The 20,236-nt window shown below is 65.9% G+C and carries 4 protein-coding genes; 1 reads left to right on the top strand and 3 read right to left on the bottom strand.

Annotation, left to right across the window (positions count from 1 at the left end; all coding sequences use genetic code 11):
* Window positions 1-21 precede the first annotated feature (21 nt).
* The 3 genes from F5544_RS04755 to F5544_RS04745 all read right to left on the bottom strand — a co-directional run bounded on the left by F5544_RS04755 (window position 22) and on the right by F5544_RS04745 (window position 18,978).
* Complete coding sequence (locus F5544_RS04755) at window positions 22-16,701, bottom strand: non-ribosomal peptide synthase/polyketide synthase (protein WP_167472040.1); 16,680 nt, start codon at window positions 16,699-16,701, stop codon at window positions 22-24.
* 418 nt (window positions 16,702-17,119) lie between these two features.
* Complete coding sequence (locus F5544_RS04750; protein WP_167472039.1) at window positions 17,120-18,103, bottom strand: LuxR C-terminal-related transcriptional regulator; 984 nt, start codon at window positions 18,101-18,103, stop codon at window positions 17,120-17,122.
* Window positions 18,104-18,144: 41 nt separating this feature from the next.
* On the bottom strand, window positions 18,145-18,978 hold the full coding sequence (locus F5544_RS04745) for a M23 family metallopeptidase (RefSeq protein ID WP_167472038.1): 834 nt from the start codon (window positions 18,976-18,978) through the stop codon (window positions 18,145-18,147).
* A gap of 204 nt (window positions 18,979-19,182) precedes the next feature.
* Here F5544_RS04745 and F5544_RS04740 point away from each other — a divergent pair, with 204 nt between their 5' ends.
* The gene (locus F5544_RS04740; RefSeq protein WP_174867275.1) at window positions 19,183-20,229 is read left to right on the top strand and encodes an NAD(P)H-dependent flavin oxidoreductase; all 1,047 of its coding nucleotides are present in this window, start codon (window positions 19,183-19,185) and stop codon (window positions 20,227-20,229) included.
* The last annotated feature ends 7 nt before the right edge of the window (window positions 20,230-20,236 follow it).

Raw genomic sequence — 20,236 nt, 5'->3', positions numbered from 1 at the left:
ATCACTTATTCGATTCGGCTATTACCCCAGATGCTGCCCTTCCAGCGACATGGGGCCCAGGTATTCGAGGCACCATTCGCCCACCTGCGCACCCGGCACCCAGCGCATCCGATCGCCGGAGCGGAACATCCGCGCGCCCGGCTCACCCGACGGATCCGCGATGAAGCGCCCGGCCGTGTGCCCAGGCTGCCCGTGGTATCCGCGCGCCAAACCCGCACCGGACAAATACAGTTCGCCCGCGACACCGGGCGGCACCGGATTCAGCCGGTGATCCAGGATGACAACGGTCACACCGGGAATCGGATAACCCACCACCGTATCCGCGCCGGCCACCAAGGCCGCGAGCACGACCGGGCCCATCATCCCGGCCGCGCCGTAGCCGTTGAGGTAGCGACGGCCGGGTTGCCATTTGGCCAGCGCGTCGGCCGTTGTCGCGACCGTGACGACCACCTCGAGCTCGTCGAGCCCGAACGGATCCAGCGAATTCAGCAGTGCGGGCTCGAGCATGGCGTGCGTCACATGTTCGGTGCGCAGCAGCTCACCCAATTCGAAACCGCCGCCGGTCGCCGTCGGCGGTGCGAGCACCGCGGTGGCGCCGACGGCGAAGGTGCACAGCCACGCCGCCATCGAATCGTCGCCGGGCGCGCCGATATCCAGGTATCGGTGCCACGAGGTTTGTCTGCTCAGGCCGATCAGGTGCTCGATCAGCCCGGCGAGCCCGGCATGGGTGACGACGACACCATCGCGGCCGAGATAGATGGGATGCGAAACACGCAGTGGCGCAGCCCGTTCCGCGTCGAGCACCGGATCGGGTGAGTATCGGCGACATTGCGCGCGCACCTCGGGATCGTCCACTACCAGCCAATCGACGTTGTCCGACAGCCGATTCGCGTTCGCGGCGACGGAGATTCCCGCGACCACATCCGGTATCTCGAACCGTTCCGCGGCCGAGTCGATGGCGACGAACGCGCCGCCCGTCTTGACCACCGCCCACACCGCGGCGACCAGCTCGTACGAGCGCGGCAGCGCCAGCGCTACCAACGCCTCCGGTCCGATGCCACGCTCGATCAGCATCCGGGCCAGCCGCGAGGAATACGCGTCCAACTTCGCGTAGGTGACCGTCTCGCCATCGGCGCGCACCGCGACAAGCTCCGAATTCCATTGCACGCCACGGGTATACATCGTTGTACGGCCGTCTCGCGCCCGGATCGCGATGCGGTCGGGACCCCATCCCACGGCGCGGGTGAGCAGATCGGGCAGCAGCGCATCGACCGACACCGGCCCGCCGGATACCGGTGTGCGCCAGAAGTCGTCGCGCGGCGCATTCGCGTGTCTGTTCAGCACGGCACCGATTCGCGACAGCGCGGCGGTCGTCGTCATCCGCCAGTGCGTCTCCGGGATCCGGTGGTTGTCGATCGCGCCGTCCACTGCGGCGGTCCAGGTCGACGCGCCGCGCATGCCGGTCGAATCATCCAGGGCCGCAGTGAAATACACAAGATCGCCGTGGAACAGTCCTGGGCGGTAGGCATCGGCCGGCGCCGCCGACCGTACCGCCGCGTCGAGTACGCTTTCGATCCGGTCGGCGCCGAACGAGGCGAACGGCTCGGGTAGTGCGGCCGCCAGCTCGGCCCACGTCGGGTCGGCGGGGAGGTCGATTGCCGCTGCGTCGGCACCCAGCAGGCCACCGAGCAGTTCGGCCACCGGAACGTCGGACGCTTCGGCCGCATTCAGGTAGCTGTCCATGACGGCAAGCAGAGCCACCTCGGCGCCCGCGTCCTGCAACCGCACCGCCATCGCGTGCGCGAGCACACCGCCGAGCGACCAGCCGAGCAGGTGATACGGGCCGTCCGGCTGAACCGCCCGGATCTCGGCCACGTAGCGGTCCGCCCAGTGCTCGATCGAATCCGGCACCGCCCCAGGTGATGTCAGCGCTGGCGATTGCAGGCCGTAGATCGGCCGGTCGTCGAGATACGCGGCGAGCCCGGCGAACGACCAGGACACCCCGCCGATCGGATGGACACAGAACAGCGGTGCCAACGAACCCGACGGTCGCAGCGCAAGCAGCACATCGAACGCCGACTCGGTCGCGAACCGGCCCGCCTGTCCGGCCGACAGCTGGGCGACCAGTGCCGCCGGGGTCGGCGCGGAAAACAGCCACATCACCGGAATCTGCTCGCCCAGTGCGGAACCGAGCCGCACCGCAAGACGGGTTGCGATCAGGGAATTGCCACCGAGCTCGAAGAAATTGTCCGTCAAGCCGATTCGTTCGCGGCCCAGCTCCTCGGCGAAGGCGGCGCATACCGTGGTTTCCACTGCGGTTGTCGGAGGCTGGAAGGTAGCTTGCTGAACTTCCGGTTCCGGCAAGAACTTTCGGTCCAGTTTGCCGTTGATGTTCAGTGGTAGTGCGTCCAAGACCACGAAAGCCGATGGCACCATGTAGGACGGTAAAGCCTTCGACAAATCGGACTTCACCTGCGCTATCCAGGCATTCGGCAGACCGGGGGTCGGGACCACGTACCCGACGAGTTGCTCGCCGGTTCGGGAATCGGATTGCACCGAGACCGCGGCCTGGACGATTTCGGGGCGTGCCAGCAGTGCGGCCTCGATCTCGCCGAGTTCGATGCGGAAGCCGCGGATCTTCACCTGGAAATCGGTGCGGCCTCGGTACTCCAACTCGCCGTTGGCATTCCAGGCGACAAGGTCACCGGTGCGATACATCCGGCGGCCCGGCGTGAAGGGATTCGCCACGAACCGCTCGGCGGTGAGCTCGGGGCGGTTCACGTAGCCTTTCGCCAATTGCCTTCCGGCCAAATACAATTCGCCCGATACGCCGACCGGAACCGGGTGCAGGCGGTGGTCGAGGACGTAGACCTGGCTGTTCCACTCCGGGGCGCCGATCGTCACCGGTTGTTCGGTCACCTCATGGGCGGTGACCGAGACCGCGGCCTCGGTGGGACCGTACAGGTTGAACAGTTCGATATGTGGATAAGAGGTCCGGAGACGTTGCGCCGATGCGTCCGGAAGAGTCTCACCGATCGTCAGGACCCGCCGCAATCCATCCGGTAAACCGTTGGCCAGCAAGGCATCCAGCATCGACGGCACCGCGTGCAGGGTGGTGACCCGTTCCCGACTCATCAACTCGTTCAGGTAGGCGGGATCCCGATGCCCGTCGGGTGCGGCGATCACCAACCGGCCACCGCATGCGGCGGCCGACCAGAACTCCCACACCGAAAGGTCGAAGGTGGCCGCGGTCTTCAGCAGGACCGCATCCGCCGGGTCGAGACCGAATTCGGCGACCTTCCATTGCAATTGATTGGCGATGGCGGCGTGCGATACCGCGACGCCCTTCGGCCTGCCGGTCGAACCCGAAGTGAAGATGACGTAGGCCGTGTTCGACGGACGCAGCGGCGCAACCCGATCCGCATCCGTAACCGGCGCGGCAGGCAGGTGGGCCAGGTTCAGTTCGTCGATACGCACCACCGGCGCGGCATCGGTCTCGAAATCGACGTTGGTCAATACGCGGACCGGTGCCGCCGTCTCCAAGATGTAGGCCGTGCGCTCGGTCGCCTGGTCCGGATCCACCGGCACGTACGCGGCACCCGCGACCGCTGTCGCGTACATCGCGACAACCAGATCGATCGAGCGCCGGAAGGCTAGCGCCACCCGGTCCTCCGGGGTTACACCGCACGAAATGAGATGGCGGGCAAGCCGATTGACACTGGCGTCGAGTTCACCGTAGGTCAGGGTCATGCCGTCATCACCTACCAGCGCCACGGCCGATCGGTGGGTGTCGACCGCGTTGGACAGCAGCGTGGCCAATGTCGCCGTCCGGTCCGTCGGGTGCGCCGTCGAGTTCCGGTGGGTTATCAATTCGGTGTACTCGGCGGGGTCGAGTAGTTCGATATCGCCGACCGCGGTGTGCGGTGCGGCGATGATCTCGCTCACCAACCGCGCGAAGCGATCGGCTAAGTGCCGCACAGTATTCCGGTCGAACAGATCGGTCGCGTAGGTGAAGTAGCCCGAAATGCCTTCTGGTCGGCCGTTCTCGTCGTAACGGTCCGTGACGATCAGGTGCAGATCGAACTGCGACAACTGGGTATCGATATCCAGACCAGCCACCGTCAAACCGGGCAACTCCAGACTGGACTGGGCCAGGTTCTGGAACGACAAACCCACCTGGAACAACGGATGCCGCGCCGTCGACCGCACCGGGTTGAGCACCTCGACCAGGCGCTCGAACGGCACATCCGCATTGGCGAAGGCCTGAATGTCGACATCCCGTTGCTGGGCAAGCAGTTTCGTGAACGAGTCGGCCGCCCGCACCCTGGCGCGGAACACCAGCGTATTGACGAACATACCGATCAAATCGTCGAGCGCGGCCTCACCACGACCGGCCATCGGAGTACCGATCGCGATGTCGTCACTACCCGACAGCCGTGACAGCAACACCGCCAACGCGGTGTGCACAACCATGAACAGCGTCGCACCCTCGGACCGCGCCAAGTCGATCAATGCCCGGTGGGTGACGGCATCGATGGATAGGTCGACGGTGCCTCCGGAGAAAGACTGTATCGCGGGTCGCGGACGGTCCGACGGCAAGTCGAGTTGATCGGGCAGCTCGGCCAGCGCCTGTTTCCAGTAGCCGATCTGCTTGGCCGCCAACGAGCCCGGATCATCCTCGTCGCCCAGATAGGCGCGCTGCCAGATCGCGTAATCCGCGTACTGCACCGGCAGCGGTGGCCAGTCGGGGGCGACGCCTACCGAGCGGGCCGCGTACGCGGTCATCAGATCGCGGGTGAGAGGGCCCATCGAGGAGGCGTCGGCGCAGATATGGTGCACCGACATCGCGAGCACGTATTCGTCGGCGGCGTCGGCTATCTCGAAAAGCACGATCCGCAGCGGTATTTCGGAGATGACATCGAATGCCGCCGAAACCAGCTGCTCCACTTCGGTTTCCAGCGCATCGGCGGTCACCGTCCGGACATCCAGCCGTGGCCGCACCGGTTGGATCAGCTGCACCGGACCGGCTTCGGTCTGCGGATACACGGTTCGCAGAATTTCGTGGCGGGCAATCACATCCGCGACTGCGGCCCGCAGAGCCGACACATCCAGCGCACCGGTCAGCCGCACCGCGAGCGGAATGTTGTATGCCGCGGAATCGGGATCGAACCGGTTCAGGAACCACATCCGCTGCTGGGCGAGGGAAAGCGGAATCACTTCCGGACGCGGACCCGCGACCAGCGCCGGGCGACCAGCGCTCGCATTCCGGTGCAACCAATCGGCCAGCCCGACCACCGTCGGCGCCTCGAAGACCGCCCGCACCGGGACTCCAGTATTCAGCGCGGCGCCAACACGGGCGACCATCCTGGTCGCCGTCAGCGAATTGCCGCCCAGGGCGAAGAAATCATCGTCCAGACCGACCTGGCGGACGTCGAGTAGCTCGGCGAAGACCTGGGCCACCGCGAGTTGTGCCGGCGTCTCCGGGGCGCGGTATGCGGTGGTTTCGAATTCCGGTTCGGGCAACGCTTTTCGATCGAGCTTGCCGTTGACATTCAGCGGCAGCGCATCGAGTACCACGAACGCCGAGGGCACCATGTACGACGGCAGACCCGCCGCCAGCGCCGACTTCACCTGCGCGACATCGACTCCCGCATCCGCTGCGACCAGGTAGGCGACCAGGCGGTCACCGGTCTTCGCATCCGACTTCGCCACCACCACGGCCTGCGCGATCTCCGGCAACGCCCGCAACGCGGCCTCGATCTCACCCAACTCGATACGGAAACCACGGATCTTCACCTGGAAATCGGTACGACCCCGATACTCCAACTCACCGTCGGCATTCCAGGCCACCAAGTCACCGGTGCGATACATCCGCTGGCCACTTGTGAACGGGTTGGCCACGAACCGGTCAGCCGTCAAACCCGGTTTACCGAAGTAGCCGCGCGCCAACTGCGCACCCGCCAAATACAACTCACCCGACACACCCGCCGGTACCGGACGCAACCGCGCATCCAGCACATAAACCTGGCTGTTCCACCCTGGCGCACCGATAGACACCGAGACCTGATCAGCCGCGGTAACCCGATGGCTGGTGATCGACACTGCGGCCTCGGTCGGGCCGTAGAGGTTGAACAATTCCGTGCGTGGGTGTTCTTGCAAGAACTTCTGCGCCAACACACCCGGCAGGGCCTCACCGATCGCTAGCACGCGACGGAGATCAGAAAGGTGCGACCGTGTTCGCGGCTTCGGCTCCGATATCGCGTGAGCCAACAATGCTTCCAGCATCGATGGCACCACGTGCAGCGTTGTTACCGACTCGCGCGCGATGAGCTCATTGAGATAGGCCGGATCGCGATGTCCATCCGGTGCGGCGATAACCAGTCGGCCGCCCGAAACCATTGCCGACCAGAATTCCCAAACCGACAGATCGAAGGTCGCGGCCGTTTTCAGCAGCAGGGACTCGTGTGGTCCGAGCTCGAATTCTGCTGCCTTCCACAGTAATTGGTTGGATATTGCGGCGTGCGATATTGCGACGCCCTTCGGTCTGCCGGTCGAACCCGACGTGAAGATCACATACGCGGTGTTCGACGGGCGCAGCGGCGCAACCCGATCCACATCCGTAACCGGCGCGGCAGACAAGTGGGCCAAGTCCAGTTCGTCGATACACACCACCGGCGCGACACTGGTTCCGAAATTCGCATCCGCGTTGGTCAATACGCAGACCGGTGCCGCTGTCTCCAGGATGTAGGCCGTCCGCTCGGTCGCCTGGTCCGGATCCACCGGCACATACGCGCCACCGGACTTGGCCACCGCATACATCGCCACGATCAAATCCACCGACCGGCGAATCGCCAACGCCACCAGCGACTCCGGACCCACACCCAACGAAATCAGGTGCCGAGCAAGACGATTCACCCTCGCATCAAGCTCACCGTACGTCAGTTCCGCGCGCGGCCTATCGGCTACCAGCGCGACCGAATCCGGTGCTACCGCAACCGAATGATCGAACAGTGACACCAATGTCGCCGTGGTGTCCGCGGCGTGCGCGGTGCTATTCCATTCGGACAGGATGTGGGTGTGCTCGCTGGGGTCGAGCAGGTCGATATCACCTACTGCGACAGAGATGTCGGTGACGATGGCATTGATCAATCGCAGGAACCGATTCGCGAAGCCCTGAACTGTTGCCTTGTCGAATAGGTCCGTGGCGTAAGTGAATACGCCGATGATGCCTTCGGGTCGACCGTTGTCGTCGTAACGATCGGTGGCGATCAGGTGCAGATCGAACTGCGACAGCTGGGTATCGATATCCACACCGGCCACGGTCAGACCGGGCAACTCCAGACTGGACTGGGCCAGGTTCTGGAACGACAAACCCACCTGGAACAACGGATGCCGCGCGGTCGACCGCACCGGGTTCAGGACCTCGACCAGGCGCTCGAACGGCACATCAGCATTCGCGAACGCCTGAATATCGGTTTCCCGCTGCCGCGCAAGCAGATCCGTGAACGGCTCACCGGCATCGATCCGCGAACGGAACACCAGCGTGTTCACGAACATACCGATCAAATCATCGAGCACGGCCTCACCACGACCAGCCATCGGCGTACCGATCGCGATGTCGTCGGTGCCCGACAAACGGGACAGCAACACCGCCAAGGCGGTGTGCACCACCATGAACAGCGTCGCACCCTCGGCCCGAGCCAGCTCGATCAACGCCTGATGCGTGGCCGCATCAACCCGGAGTTCGACCTTGCCACCCGCGAAGGACTGCACCGCCGGACGCGGACGATCCGAGGGCAGATCGAGTTGATCGGGCAGTTCCGCCAACGCCTGCCGCCAATAGGCAACCTGCTTGGACGCCAACGACTCCGGATCCTCTTCGCTACCCAGCAGCTCACGCTGCCAGATCGAATAGTCGGCGTACTGCACCGCCAACGGAGCCCAGCTCGGCGCCGCACCGAACGCGCGAGCCGCATAAGCGGTCACCAGATCCCGGGTCAACGGGCCGACCGACGACCCATCACCGGAGATATGGTGCACCACCATCGCGAGAACGTATTCATCTGCGGCATCGGCGATCCGGAACAATGCCACCTTCACCGGCACCTCGGTGGTGACATCGAAAATCGTCGAGATCAACTCGATAACAGCGGCTTCCACCTCGTCCGCCGCGACGACCCGCACATCCAACTGCGGCACCGCTTGCGTCGGCGGCAGGATCACCTGCACCGCACCCGCCTCGGTCTGCGGATAAACCGTCCGCAGAATCTCGTGCCGGGCAACGACATCCGTCATCGCCGCACGTAGCGCATCCACATCCAACGCACCGGTCAACCGCACCGCGACCGGGATGTTGTATGCCGCTGAACCGGGATCGAACCGGTTCAAGAACCACATCCGCTGCTGCGCCAACGACAATGGAATATGCTCCGGCCGCGGACCGGCTACCAATTCCCTGCGCCCGGCCCCCGCAACCTGCTCGATCCGCACGGCGAGCCTGGCCACCGTCGACGCCTCGAACACTGTCCGCACCGGAACCCTCGCATCCACCGCGGCACCCAGCCGCGCGACCACCTGGGCGGCGATCAGCGAATTGCCGCCCAGGGCAAAGAAATCGTCGTCCGCACCGATCCGCGTGCCGCTATCGAGGCGTAGCACATCGGCGAATACCCCCGCAACGATCTCCTCGATCGGGGTCGACGGCGCCCGGAACGCGCGACGAGCGAATTCCGGAGCGGGCAAGGCCTTTCGATCCAACTTGCCGCTCGGGTTCAGCGGAAGCTCCGCCAACGGCACTATCGCCGACGGCACCATATACGACGGAAGTATCAGTGCCACCGCCACGGCCAGCTCCGCCGGATCGATCGCCCCGCCCGGCGACGGCACCGTGTACGCCACCAATTGGTCGCCCAGTTCGGAAGGCATCACCGCAGCGACGGCCTGGCTTACGGAAGGCTGTGCCAGCAAAGCGGTTTCGATCTCACCCAACTCGATACGCTGACCACGGAACTTCACCTGGAAATCAGTACGACCAATGTAATCGAGCACACCATCCGCGTTATCCGGCGTCGTGCGCCACACCACCAGGTCACCCGTGCGATACATGCGCTTACCAGTGGTGAACGGATTGGCGACGAACCGATCCGCGGTGAGATCGGGCCGCCGCACATAACCACGCGCCAGCTGATCCCCCGCCAAATACAGCTCGCCGGGAACCCCCACCGGCACCGGCCGCAACCGCGAATCCAGCACATACACTTCGGTATTCCACTGCGGCAAGCCGATCGGCACACTGCGCTCGGTCGCGTCCTCCGCGGGCCAGTAGGTCACCGACACCGCCGCCTCGGTCGGCCCATACAGGTTATGCACCGCAGCATCGGAAACCGTCTGCAACGCCGTCACCGTCTCCGGCGGCAACGCCTCACCGATAACGAACACATCCCGCAACGACGGAACCGAACCCGGCTGGGTGTGCGCCGCGAAAACGGTGAGCATCGACGGCACGAAATCGGTAACCGTCACCCGCTGCGCGGCAATCGTTTCCGCGACATGCACCGGATCACGATGACCATCATGAGTAGCCACAACGAGTTTCGCACCAACCCGCAACGGCATGAAATAACCCCACAACGACACATCGAACGTCGTCGCCGTCTTCTGCAAATACACATCATCGGAATCAAGCGGATATTCGGCCAACATCCACGTGATCTGGTTATTGATCGCCGCATGCGAAACCGCGACGCCCTTAGGCTTACCCGTCGAACCCGACGTGAAAATCACATAGGCCGAATTCTCGGGCCGCACCGGGCGCAACAACTCGTACGGCTGCACCGGGGTGCTGTCGAAACCGCCCAATGCCAAGGTGTCGATGCACACCACCGGAATTCCATCCGGCGCGACAATCGCATCGGACGTGGTCGTCAGCACACTCACCGGTCGCGCGGTGCGCAATACGTGCCCGATGCGCTCGGCCGGATGATCCGGATCCAACGGCACATACGCACCACCAGCCGTGAGGATCGCATACATACCGACAACAAGATCCAGCGAACGCCGAACCGCAAGACCCACCAACGACTCCGCACCAACACCCTGCGAAATCAACAACCGAGCAAGCCGATTCACCCGCTCATCGAACTCACCATAAGTCAGCTCAACACCCTCATACGCAATCGCGACCGCCTCCGGATGCGCCGCCACCGCCCGACGGAAGCCGTCGAGCAACAGCTCGGGCGCCACCGAATGCCGAGACTCATTCCACCCCAACAGAATTCGAGACCGCTCGGCAGCATCGAGCAGTTCCAGATCGCCTACGGCCGACTCCGGATGCGCGACGATCGCCGCCAGCACCCGACGCAGCCGTGCCACGAATCCGGCCACCGACACCTCGTCGAACAGCGCCGTCGCATAGGTGACCTGCCCGGTGATCCCTGCGGGCGCACTGTCGACGTCGTAGGCATCGCCGATATACCAGTGCAGGTCGAACTGCGATGTCTCCACCGTGAGCCCTACGCCGGACACCGTCAGGCCCGACACCTCGACATCCGCCGGGATGGTGGTCCGCGCCATATTCTGGAACGAGAGTCCGACCTGGAACAGCGGATGCCGCGCAGTCGAGCGCTCCGGGTTGAGCACCTCCACCAGCCGCTCGAACGGCACATCGGCGTTCGCGAACCCGCGCAGATCGGTTTCGCGTTGGCGGGCGAGCAGTTTCACGAACGACTCGGCCGGGTCTATCCGGGCGCGCAGTACCAGCGTGTTGACGAACATGCCGATCAGATCATCCAGCTCCGCCTCGCCACGGCCCGCGATCGACGCGCCGACGGCGATATCCTCGGTACCGGAGAGCCTGGCCAGCAGCACCGCGAGCGCCGCGTGCACGACCATGAACAGGGTCGCGCCCTGTGCCCGTGCCAATCGCACCAGGGCCGAATGCAATTCGGCCCCTATCTCGAATTCGACGGCCGCACCGGCGAAGGACTGCGCAGGTGGACGTGGCCGATCCGTCGGCAGCTCCAATTGCTCCGGCAGCCCGGCCAACGCGTCGCGCCAGTAGGCAATCTGCCTGGCGGCAACCGATTCCGGATCGTCTTCGTCGCCGAGCAGTGCGCGCTGCCAAAGCGCGTAATCCGCGTACTGCACCGGAAGCGGTGTCCAATCCGGCGCCCGGCCCGCGGTCCGTGCGACGTACGCCCGCACGAGATCCCGGATGAGCGGAGCATCCGACGACCCGTCGCTGGCGATGTGATGGATCGCCAGTGCCAGCAGATACTCCGGCTCAGGGGCATCCGCCACAGTGATCAGCACAACCCGCAGCGGCACCTCGGCGGTGACGTCAAACCCGCGCGACAGTGCCTCACGCGCACCGGCTTCCAGCTGGGCAACCGGAACAGCGTGCGTCTCCAACCTCGACTCGATCCGCTCCGGCGGCAGCACCAACTGCACCGGTCCCGTATCGGTTTGCGGATAGATGGTGCGCAGTACCTCGTGGCGCACAACGAGATCCGTCATCGCCGCCCGCAGCGCATCGAGATCGAGCGCGCCGCGCAGGCGCACCGCGATCGGGATGTTGTACACCGCCGACTCGGTATCGAATTGGTTCAGGAACCACATCCGCTGCTGCGCGGGCGAAAGCGGTATCCGCTCCGGCCGTCGGCCGGCCACCAATTCCCGACGACCGCCGCCTGCGACCCCGCCGAGCCGGGCGGCCAACGTCGCGACGGTCGCCGCCTCGAACAGCCAGCGAACCGGCACCCGAGTGTCGAACGCCGCGCCCAGCCGGGCCGCGACCCGGGTCGCGATCAGCGAATTGCCGCCGAGCTCGAAGAAGTTGTCGTCGGCGCCGATTCGCTCGTTCCGCAGCGCCTCGGCGAATACGCCCGCGACGATCTCCTCCGACGCGGTGGCGGGCGCTCGATAGGCTGCCTGCTGAAAAACCGGTTCCGGCAGTGCCTTTCGATCGATTTTGCCAACCGGTGTCAGCGGGATGGTGTCCAGCGCGACGACCTGCGCGGGCACCATATGCGCTGGCAGGCTGCGCGCCGCATACGCGACGAGTTCGGCCGGATCGATGACACGATCCGCCGCGGGCAACACATACGACACCAGAACCTGTGCGCCGAGGGGATTCTCCCGACCGACCGTGGTGACGAACGCGACGTCGTCATGACGCCCGAGCACCGCGTCGATCTCACCGAGCTCGATCCGGAAGCCGCGGATCTTGACCTGAAAATCGGTGCGGCCCAGGTATTCGATCTCCCAGGGCAGCGTTTCGTCGACGGTGTCTTCGCCGGGATGCTCGCTCGCGGGTACCCACCGCACCAGATCGCCGGTGCGGTACATCCGCTCGCCTCGTTCACCCCATGGATTCGCCACGAAGCGGTCCGAGGTCGGACCGGGCTGGTTGTGATAGCCCCGCGCCATCGCGGCACCGGCCAGGTACAGCTCGCCCGCGACGCCCGGCGGCACCGGGTTGAGCCGCGCATCCAGGATCAGTGCCGAAATACCGTGCAACGGGCGGCCGATCGTGATCGGCTGCCCGGCGGTCAGCGGACCGTAGATCGCGCCGATGGTCATTTCGGTTGGGCCGTAACCGTTCACGTAGCGACGGCTCGGCTGCCAGACGGCCACCAGCTCCGGTGTGGTCGCGTCGCCGCCGGTTGCCACGGTCTCCAGGGCCGTATCACCCGGCTCCAGGGTGCCGAGCAGGGCCGGCGTGATCACCGTGTGCGTCACCCGTTCCGCCCGGATGAGCTCGGCCAGCTCGACACCACCGACGATGGACGGCGGTGCGATCACCAGGGCCGCACCGCTGGAGAACGCGATCAGCCACTCCTCCACGGATTGGTCGAAGCTCGGCGAGGTGATCTGTAACATGCGATGCCACTGAGCAATTCGGTATACTGCGGTCGCGTAACCGACGAAACCACCGAGGCCGGAATGGGTTACCGCAACGCCTTTGGGCTTACCGGTCGAGCCCGAGGTATAGATGATGTACGCCGGATGCCGCGGGTCCAACGGCGTCGCGCGTTCGGCATCGGTCACCGGTTCGGCCGACTGCGCGGCCAGTTGTGCATCGGTCGCGGGATCGTCGAGCACCAGCCAGGCGATATCGCCCGGCAGCTCCGCCGCGTGCGCGGCGATGGTCAAGCCGACCATGGCGCCCGAATCCGTGACCATATGACGGATCCGATCGGCCGGATAGGCCGGGTCGACGGGCACGAAGGCGGCACCGGTCGCGGCCACCGCCCAGCTCGCCGCGATCATCTCGTAGGACCGTGGGAAGGCCAGTGCGACAATCTTTTCCGGGCCCAGCCCGCGGGCGATCAGCATGCGCGCCAAGCGCGCGGAGTAGTCGGCGAGCTCGCCGTACCCGATGGACCGGCCGAGATAACGTACCGCCACCCGGTCGCGGCCGAGGCGCACACCGCGGGCCAACAGATCCGGCAGCAGGCCCGCCTCGACCGGCGCCGGACCGCGCACCGGCGTCAGCAGCCGGTACTCCTCCTCCGACAGCAGCGGTAGGTCGCCCACCGGTGTATCCGGCGCGCCGGTGGCGGCGGTCAGCAGCCGGGTGAACCGCTCGGCGAATGTCCGCACCGTGGCCTCATCGAAAAGGTCACGGGCGTACCGGAATTCGGCGTGCAGACCGTCGTCGTCCGATTCCTGCACCGTCAGCGACAGATCGAACTGTGAGTTGTTCAGTTCGTATTCGAACGCGCCGACCCGCAACCCGGGCAGCTCGAAATGGTTCGCGGGTAGGTTCCCGAACGAAAGATCCACCTGGAACAGCGGATTGCGCGCGGTGGACCGTTCCGGATCGAGCAGTTCCACCAGCCGCTCGAACGGCAGGTCCGAATGCGCGAATGCCCCGAGGTCCACTTCCTTTGTGTGCGAGAGCAATTCGCCGAATGTGAGCTGTCCGGACACCCGGGTGCGCAGCACGAGCGTATTGACGAACATGCCGATCAGATCGTCGAGTTCGGCCGCGCCGCGGCCCGCCACCGGGGTGCCGATGGCGATATCATCGGTGCCGGACAACCGTGCGAGAAAGATCGCGAGTGCCGCGTGCACGGCCATGAACATTGTCGCGTTCTGCTCCCTGGCGATCCGCCGCAACCGGCGATGCACCGCGGCGTCCACCGTAAACGCGACGGCCCCACCGGAGAACGACTGAACGGCCGGGCGCGGGCGGTCGGTCGGCAGATTCAGCTCATCGGGCAGCCCGGCCAGCGCGGCCCGCCAGTACCCGGCCTGCTCGGAAATCAGGCTGTCCGGATCGGCCTCGGACCCGAGCACCTCGCGCTGCCAGATGCTGAAATCCGCGTATTGCACCGGCAGCGGCGCCCAGATGGGTGCCGAGCCCGCGCTGCGCGCCACATACGCGGTCATCACATCCCTGGTGAGCGGTCCCATCGACCAGCCGTCGCCGCTGATGTGATGCACGACGAATACCAGCGCGTGCTCGTCGTCGCCGATCCGGAACAGCCACGCCCGCAACGGAACCTCGGCCGTCACATCGAATCCGGCCGACACCAGACCGATGACCCGCTCGAGGAGTTCATCGGCCGCGACCGCGATCGGAGCGAGGTCGGGCACCACCTGGCCGGGCGGCAGAATCACCTGTGCCGCAGTGCCATTCATATCCGGATACACCGTGCGCAGAATCTCGTGCCGGTCGACGACATCGGCGACAGCCGCCTGCAGCGCCGCGATATCCAGCTCGCCGGAAAGCCGCACCGCCACCGAGATGTTGTACGCGGCCGATTCGGTGTCGAACCGGTTCAGGAACCACATCCGTTGCTGGGCAAGGGAAAGCGGGATCGAATCCGGTCGTCGGCCCGCGACCAGCGGTGCGCGCCCGCCCGACCCGGCGATCCCGGCAATCTGCTCGGCCAGCCCGGCGACGCTGGGCGCGTCGAACAGCAACCGCACCGGAACCGCGATATCCAGCGCGTGCCCGATTCGTGCGACCGCCTGGGCGGCCAGCAGGGAATTGCCGCCCAGCTCGAAGAAGTCGTCATCGGCCCCGACCCGGTTCTGCTCTGTATCGGGCAGCAGCAGCGCGCCGAATACCTCGGCGACAACCAGTTCGGTAGGCGTCGACGGCGCGCGGAACTCCCGCCCCGCGAACACCGGAGCAGGCAGCCGGGCCCGGTCCAGCTTGCCGACCGGGGTCACCGGAATCTCGTCCAGCACCATGATCGACGCCGGAATCATGTAGGCAGGCACGAACTGTCCGGCGAATTTCGCCAGCTCAACTGTGTCGACGGTGCTTTCGGGTTGCGGCAGCACGTAGGCGACGAGTACCGAGGTGCCGGTGGGCAACGTGGTGCCGAGCGTCACCGCGAAATCCACGTCGGGGTGGCGGGTCAGCGCATTGTCGATCTCACCGAGTTCGATGCGCAGGCCACGGATCTTCACCTGGAAATCGATCCGGCCATGGAATTCGAATTCGCCGGATTCGGTGCGCCGCACCAGATCTCCGGTGCGGTACAGCCGTTCTCCCGTTTGGTTGTCGCCAAAGGGATTGGCCACGAACCGCTCCGCGGTGAGCCCCGGGCGGCCGACATAGCCCTGGGCCAGCGCGGGCCCGCCCAAGTACAGCTCGCCGATCACGCCCGGCGGCACCAACCGCAGCTGCGAATCGAGAACCAGCGTCCGCATCCCGGCCACCGGGTTGCCGATGTTCACCGCGGCCCCGAGCCGTAGCGCATCGGTGATGGTCGCGGCCACGGTGGCCTCGGTGGGGCCGTACGCGTTGTAGAAGACACGGTCCGCACCGGCCCAGCGCTCGACCAGTTCGGCGCCGAGCCGGTCACCGCCCGCGTAGATCACCCTGAGCTGGTCCAGGCCGTCCGGATCCACCGATTCGAGCGCGGGCGGGGTGATGCAAAGGTGCGTAATTCGCTCCCGCCGAAGCAGTTCCGCCAGTTCCGTGCCACCGAACAAGGTCGGCGGCACCACAACGAGCGTCGCGCCCGCGGCGAAGGCGAGCAGCATCTCGATGATCGAGAAATCGAAGCTCGGTGAGGACAGGTGCGTGACCCGCGCGTCCTGGCCGACGCCGCGCTCGCGCAATTCACCGGCGAGATCGGCGAGTCCCGTGTGCGATACCGCGACTCCCTTCGGCCGGCCGGTCGAACCCGACGTGTAGATCACGTAGGCGGGGTGCTGATCGGACAGCTGTCGCAATCTGTCGGCGTACGAGATCGGATGTCCCGACTTCGCCTCGATACCGGCCCGGTTCGCCGGGTCGTCCAGCTCGATCCAGGTAATCGCCGAGCCGAGCCTTGGCCGATGGGCCGCAGTGGTAATGCCCAGCAGTGCACCGGAATCGGTGGCTATGTAGTCGATCCGATCCAATGGATAGCCCGGATCGATCGGCACGTAGGCGGCCCCCGTCTTCGCCACCGCCCATACCGCGATAATCGACTCGATCGAGCGGGTGATTCCCACCGCGACGAATTCTCCTGGACCCGCGCCGAATTCGATGAGATAGCGAGCCAATCGCGAGGAGGCTTCATCGAGCTCGCGATAGGTGAGTTCCCGCTGATCCGCGGTGCCGCCGGTGGGGTTGAACCGTATCGCCACCGTGGTCGCGGCGGATTCCACTGCCGCGGTGAGCAACTGACCGAACAGAACGCCGCCGGCACGACGGCGGTTTCTCCCTCGAACAGTACGACGGACCGCGCTCATCTAGGACTCCCTCCGGACAGGCAAAGCTGGGCACCTGCGGCAGGACCGCGACCGTCGCGCTGCCGAACTGGTATCCCTCACCTGTCTCCCCAACTCCGCTGCGGCAGAAACCCGCTGCCGGTCAACCACATTGCGCCGAACTCCTCGGTATTCGATCCAAACCTGTTCCCGGCAGCGGGAAGTGGATCGATCGGCACATCGAGTGCGCGACCCGGGGAAATTCATGGCGGGACAACGCGATCGTCGGGCATTGCGTACCAGGGCTTACGCCCCTCACCGGCCCGGCCGAAACTCCAACCGCAGGGCTATGGCGGTGAGGTAACCAGCACAGAGTGCGGACCGAAAGCCCCGACAACCGCCGCCCCCGCAATCGATGGCGGGAACTACCAAGTGCCGGAGCCTGTTTCGATGCGACTCGTCAGAGCCAGCCGCGCCTGGTCGCCTGCACACCCGCTTGGAAGCGGGTGCTCGCGCCGAGTCGTTCCAGCAGCCGGGCGGTGCGCCGCACCACCGTGCGGCGGGACATGCCGAGCCGCCTGGCGATGGTGTCGTCGGTGGCGCCGAGTCCCATCAGCGTGAGAATGGCGCGGTCGCGTTCGTCGAGCGCCTCCGCGGTCGGATTCACCGAAATCGGCGCGGCCAACGACCACAGCACATCGAAGGTCTTCACCAGCATGTCCAGCGCGGGTGAGCCGGTGATGCGCAGGCCCATCGGATCGGGGCGGCGCTCGTCGACGTGCAGCACCAGGCTGGCCCGCTCGTCATCGCTGACGATCATCTTGAAGGGCGGTTCGGGCAGCGTACGGGCTTGCGCGCCACTGGCATTCGTGGACAGTGCATGACGCAGGCGTTCCGCGTCCTGGTAAATCGTGTCCTGATAGAGGGTTTGGTAGCGGATCCCGTCACCGAGCCGAGATCGCTTGAGCAGGAACAACTGTCGTTCCCGCTCCAGATCGCTCAGGTACGGGCCGCGCTCGATCACCTTGACGCACTTGCGCGCCGCCGTTTGCATCTCCTCGAAATCGGCCAGCATCTCCAGGCGTTCGAATACCGGGACCACGGCGCCGTTGCTGCGCGGCGAGCGCCGCACCGAACGGAAGGTCTCGCTGAGACGCGCTGCGGCCGTGTGCATCTGGTTGATCTCGTGCTGCCTGCGCCGGGCCTCGGCCTCGGACAGCGACTCCGGTGCGTGCGCGTCCCACACCACACCCCCTTCCGGGGTGATGATGCGGACGGCGGCCTGCAATTCGGCGAGCACGTCCAGGCTCGCGGCGGCGGTCTCGGTGGAAACGCCCAAGTACTGCGCGATTTCGGCCAAACTCGATCGAGGATGATGCACCAGCACCGCGTATGCACGCCCGTGTGGTGATCCCGCTTCGAAAATGTCGCCCAGCTCGGTCACCTGCCCGAGCCTAATGACCGATAGGTCCTTACGTGAGCCGATCAGTGCGGCGTGGGGCCCCACTGCATCGGAACACCCTTCGCGGCCAGCCACGGATACGGGTCGATCTTGGTGCCCGACGGATCCCAAATCTCCAGGTGCAGATGCGGACCGGTCGAATTGCCCCGATTGCCAACTGTCGCAATGACATCGCCGGTATTCACCCGCTGCCCCGGATGCACGTAGAACTCGTTGACGTGACCGTAGACCGCGGTGGTGCCGTCGTCCTGCTTCACCCGCACCCACAGACCGAAGCCGGATGCCGGGCCCGCGTCGATGACGGTACCGCTGCTCACCGAGTGGATCGGCGCGCCGAGCTGATCGGCGAAATCGAGGCCGTAGTGGAATTCGCCCCAGCGAGAACCGAATCCGGAGCTGATCTCGCCACCCACCGGGCGGACCGCCTGCTGCGGCGGCGCCGGGGTCACCTGCTGCTGCAGTCCCTTGATCACCTGCTCGGCCTGCGCCAGTGGACCGGCGACCTCCGGCGGCAGATTCTGCAGACCGAAGGGGGCGGCGACCGGAGCGGCCGGAGCGGGGGCAGGCGCCTCGGGCGCGGGGGCGGCATCGGCGACCGGAGTGGCGACCTGGGTGGTCTCGGCCACCGGCTCGGTCTTGGTCTGCAGCTTGATGCTGCCGGACTGGTCACCGTGGTGGTGCGAGCCGGGAAGCATCGGAGTCGCACTCGCGACGGCGGGCAGAAGTTGGGTGGCGGTGCCGATCAACGCACCGGTGGCAACCGCGACACCCGCGGCGACCTTCACCCGATCGCTGGTGGCCGGTTCGGCGCGGTGCCGCTTCGGGCGAACCGAAACGCCCTCGCCAACCAGGCTCATGACGGTAACGGAACTGGGGCCAACTCGATGGTGCGGCAAAGCTCTGTCCTAGCGTCGGTAACACTCTGCTGGGTGTCGGTCGATGTAACGATTCGGCATCCGTTGTGACGGGAACTCTACCCCGTCGTGACCATTCCGCAACCTTCTGATTTATCGCCGCTGGTGAGAGCGGGGTCACAGCTTCAACTAGGTGACACTGGAGCAGTGATCCTCGACGAAATACGCGTCCCGATCGTTCTCGCCCCCATGGCGGGCGGACCTTCGACACCCGAATTGGCCGCGGCGGTCACCGAGGCGGGCGGCCTCGGCTTCGTCGCCGCCGGATACCTCACCGCAGCCGACACCGCGACTCGGATCAAGGCCACCCGAGCCCTGACGAGCGGACCGTTCGGCGTCAACCTGTTCGTACCGGGCCCACCGACGCCACAGACCGAATACGCCGCGTTCCTCGACCGCCTCCGCGGCGAATTCGAACTCGGCACACCGAAATTCGATACCGACGACTGGACGGCGAAACTGGATCTGCTTGTCGCGGAACCGGTTGCGGTGGTGTCGTGCACGTTCGGCTGTCCATCCGCGGCCGAGATCGCGCGGCTGCGGGCCGTCGGCTCCGAGGTCTGGGTGACCGTCACCTCGGTGGCCGAGGCGCGGATCGCGGCCGAGGCGGGCGCGAATGTCCTTGTCGCCCAAGGAGCCGAGGCCGGTGGGCACCGCGGCGCCTTCACCGATTCGGTGGCGGCCGATGACACCGATCCGCTCACCCTGCTCGCGCTGCTGCAACTGCTGCGGGCGGCTGTCGATCTGCCGGTGGTCGCCGCGGGTGGTTTGAGCACCGGTGCGGGCATCGCGGCGGCGCTGGCCGCGGGTGCGGCGGCCGCACAGCTCGGCACGGTGTTCCTGCGCAGCCCGGAGGCGGGCACCAATCCGGTGCACCGCGCCGCCATCGGCACCGCGACCCCGACCATGCTCACCCGCGCCTTCACCGGTCGGCGCGCCCGCGGCCTGCGCAATCGGTTCATGACCGACTACAGCGCGGACGCCCCGGTGGCCTACCCCGAGATCCATTACGCGACAGCGCCATTGCGCGCCGCCGCCCGTGCGGCGGGCAATCCGGACGCGGTCAACCTGTGGGCGGGTCAAACCCATGAGCTCGCGGCCGAGCTACCGGCCGGCGAACTCGTCCGACAGCTGGCCGCCGACGCGAAAACCGCACTGACCACAGCACTTTCGGGACGGATTCAGGGTTGTTGACAACGAC

It is taken from the genome of Nocardia arthritidis (assembly GCF_011801145.1).
Classification (GTDB): Bacteria; Actinomycetota; Actinomycetes; order Mycobacteriales; family Mycobacteriaceae; genus Nocardia; species Nocardia arthritidis_A.
This window is presented reverse-complemented; position numbering and strand designations above follow the sequence as displayed.

Coding starts and splice junctions, on each gene's coding strand:
- F5544_RS04755 (WP_167472040.1), bottom strand. CDS start 16,701: ATGAGCGCGGTCCGTCGTACTGTTCGAGGGAGAAACCGCCGTCGTGCC.
- F5544_RS04745 (WP_167472038.1), bottom strand. CDS start 18,978: ATGAGCCTGGTTGGCGAGGGCGTTTCGGTTCGCCCGAAGCGGCACCGC.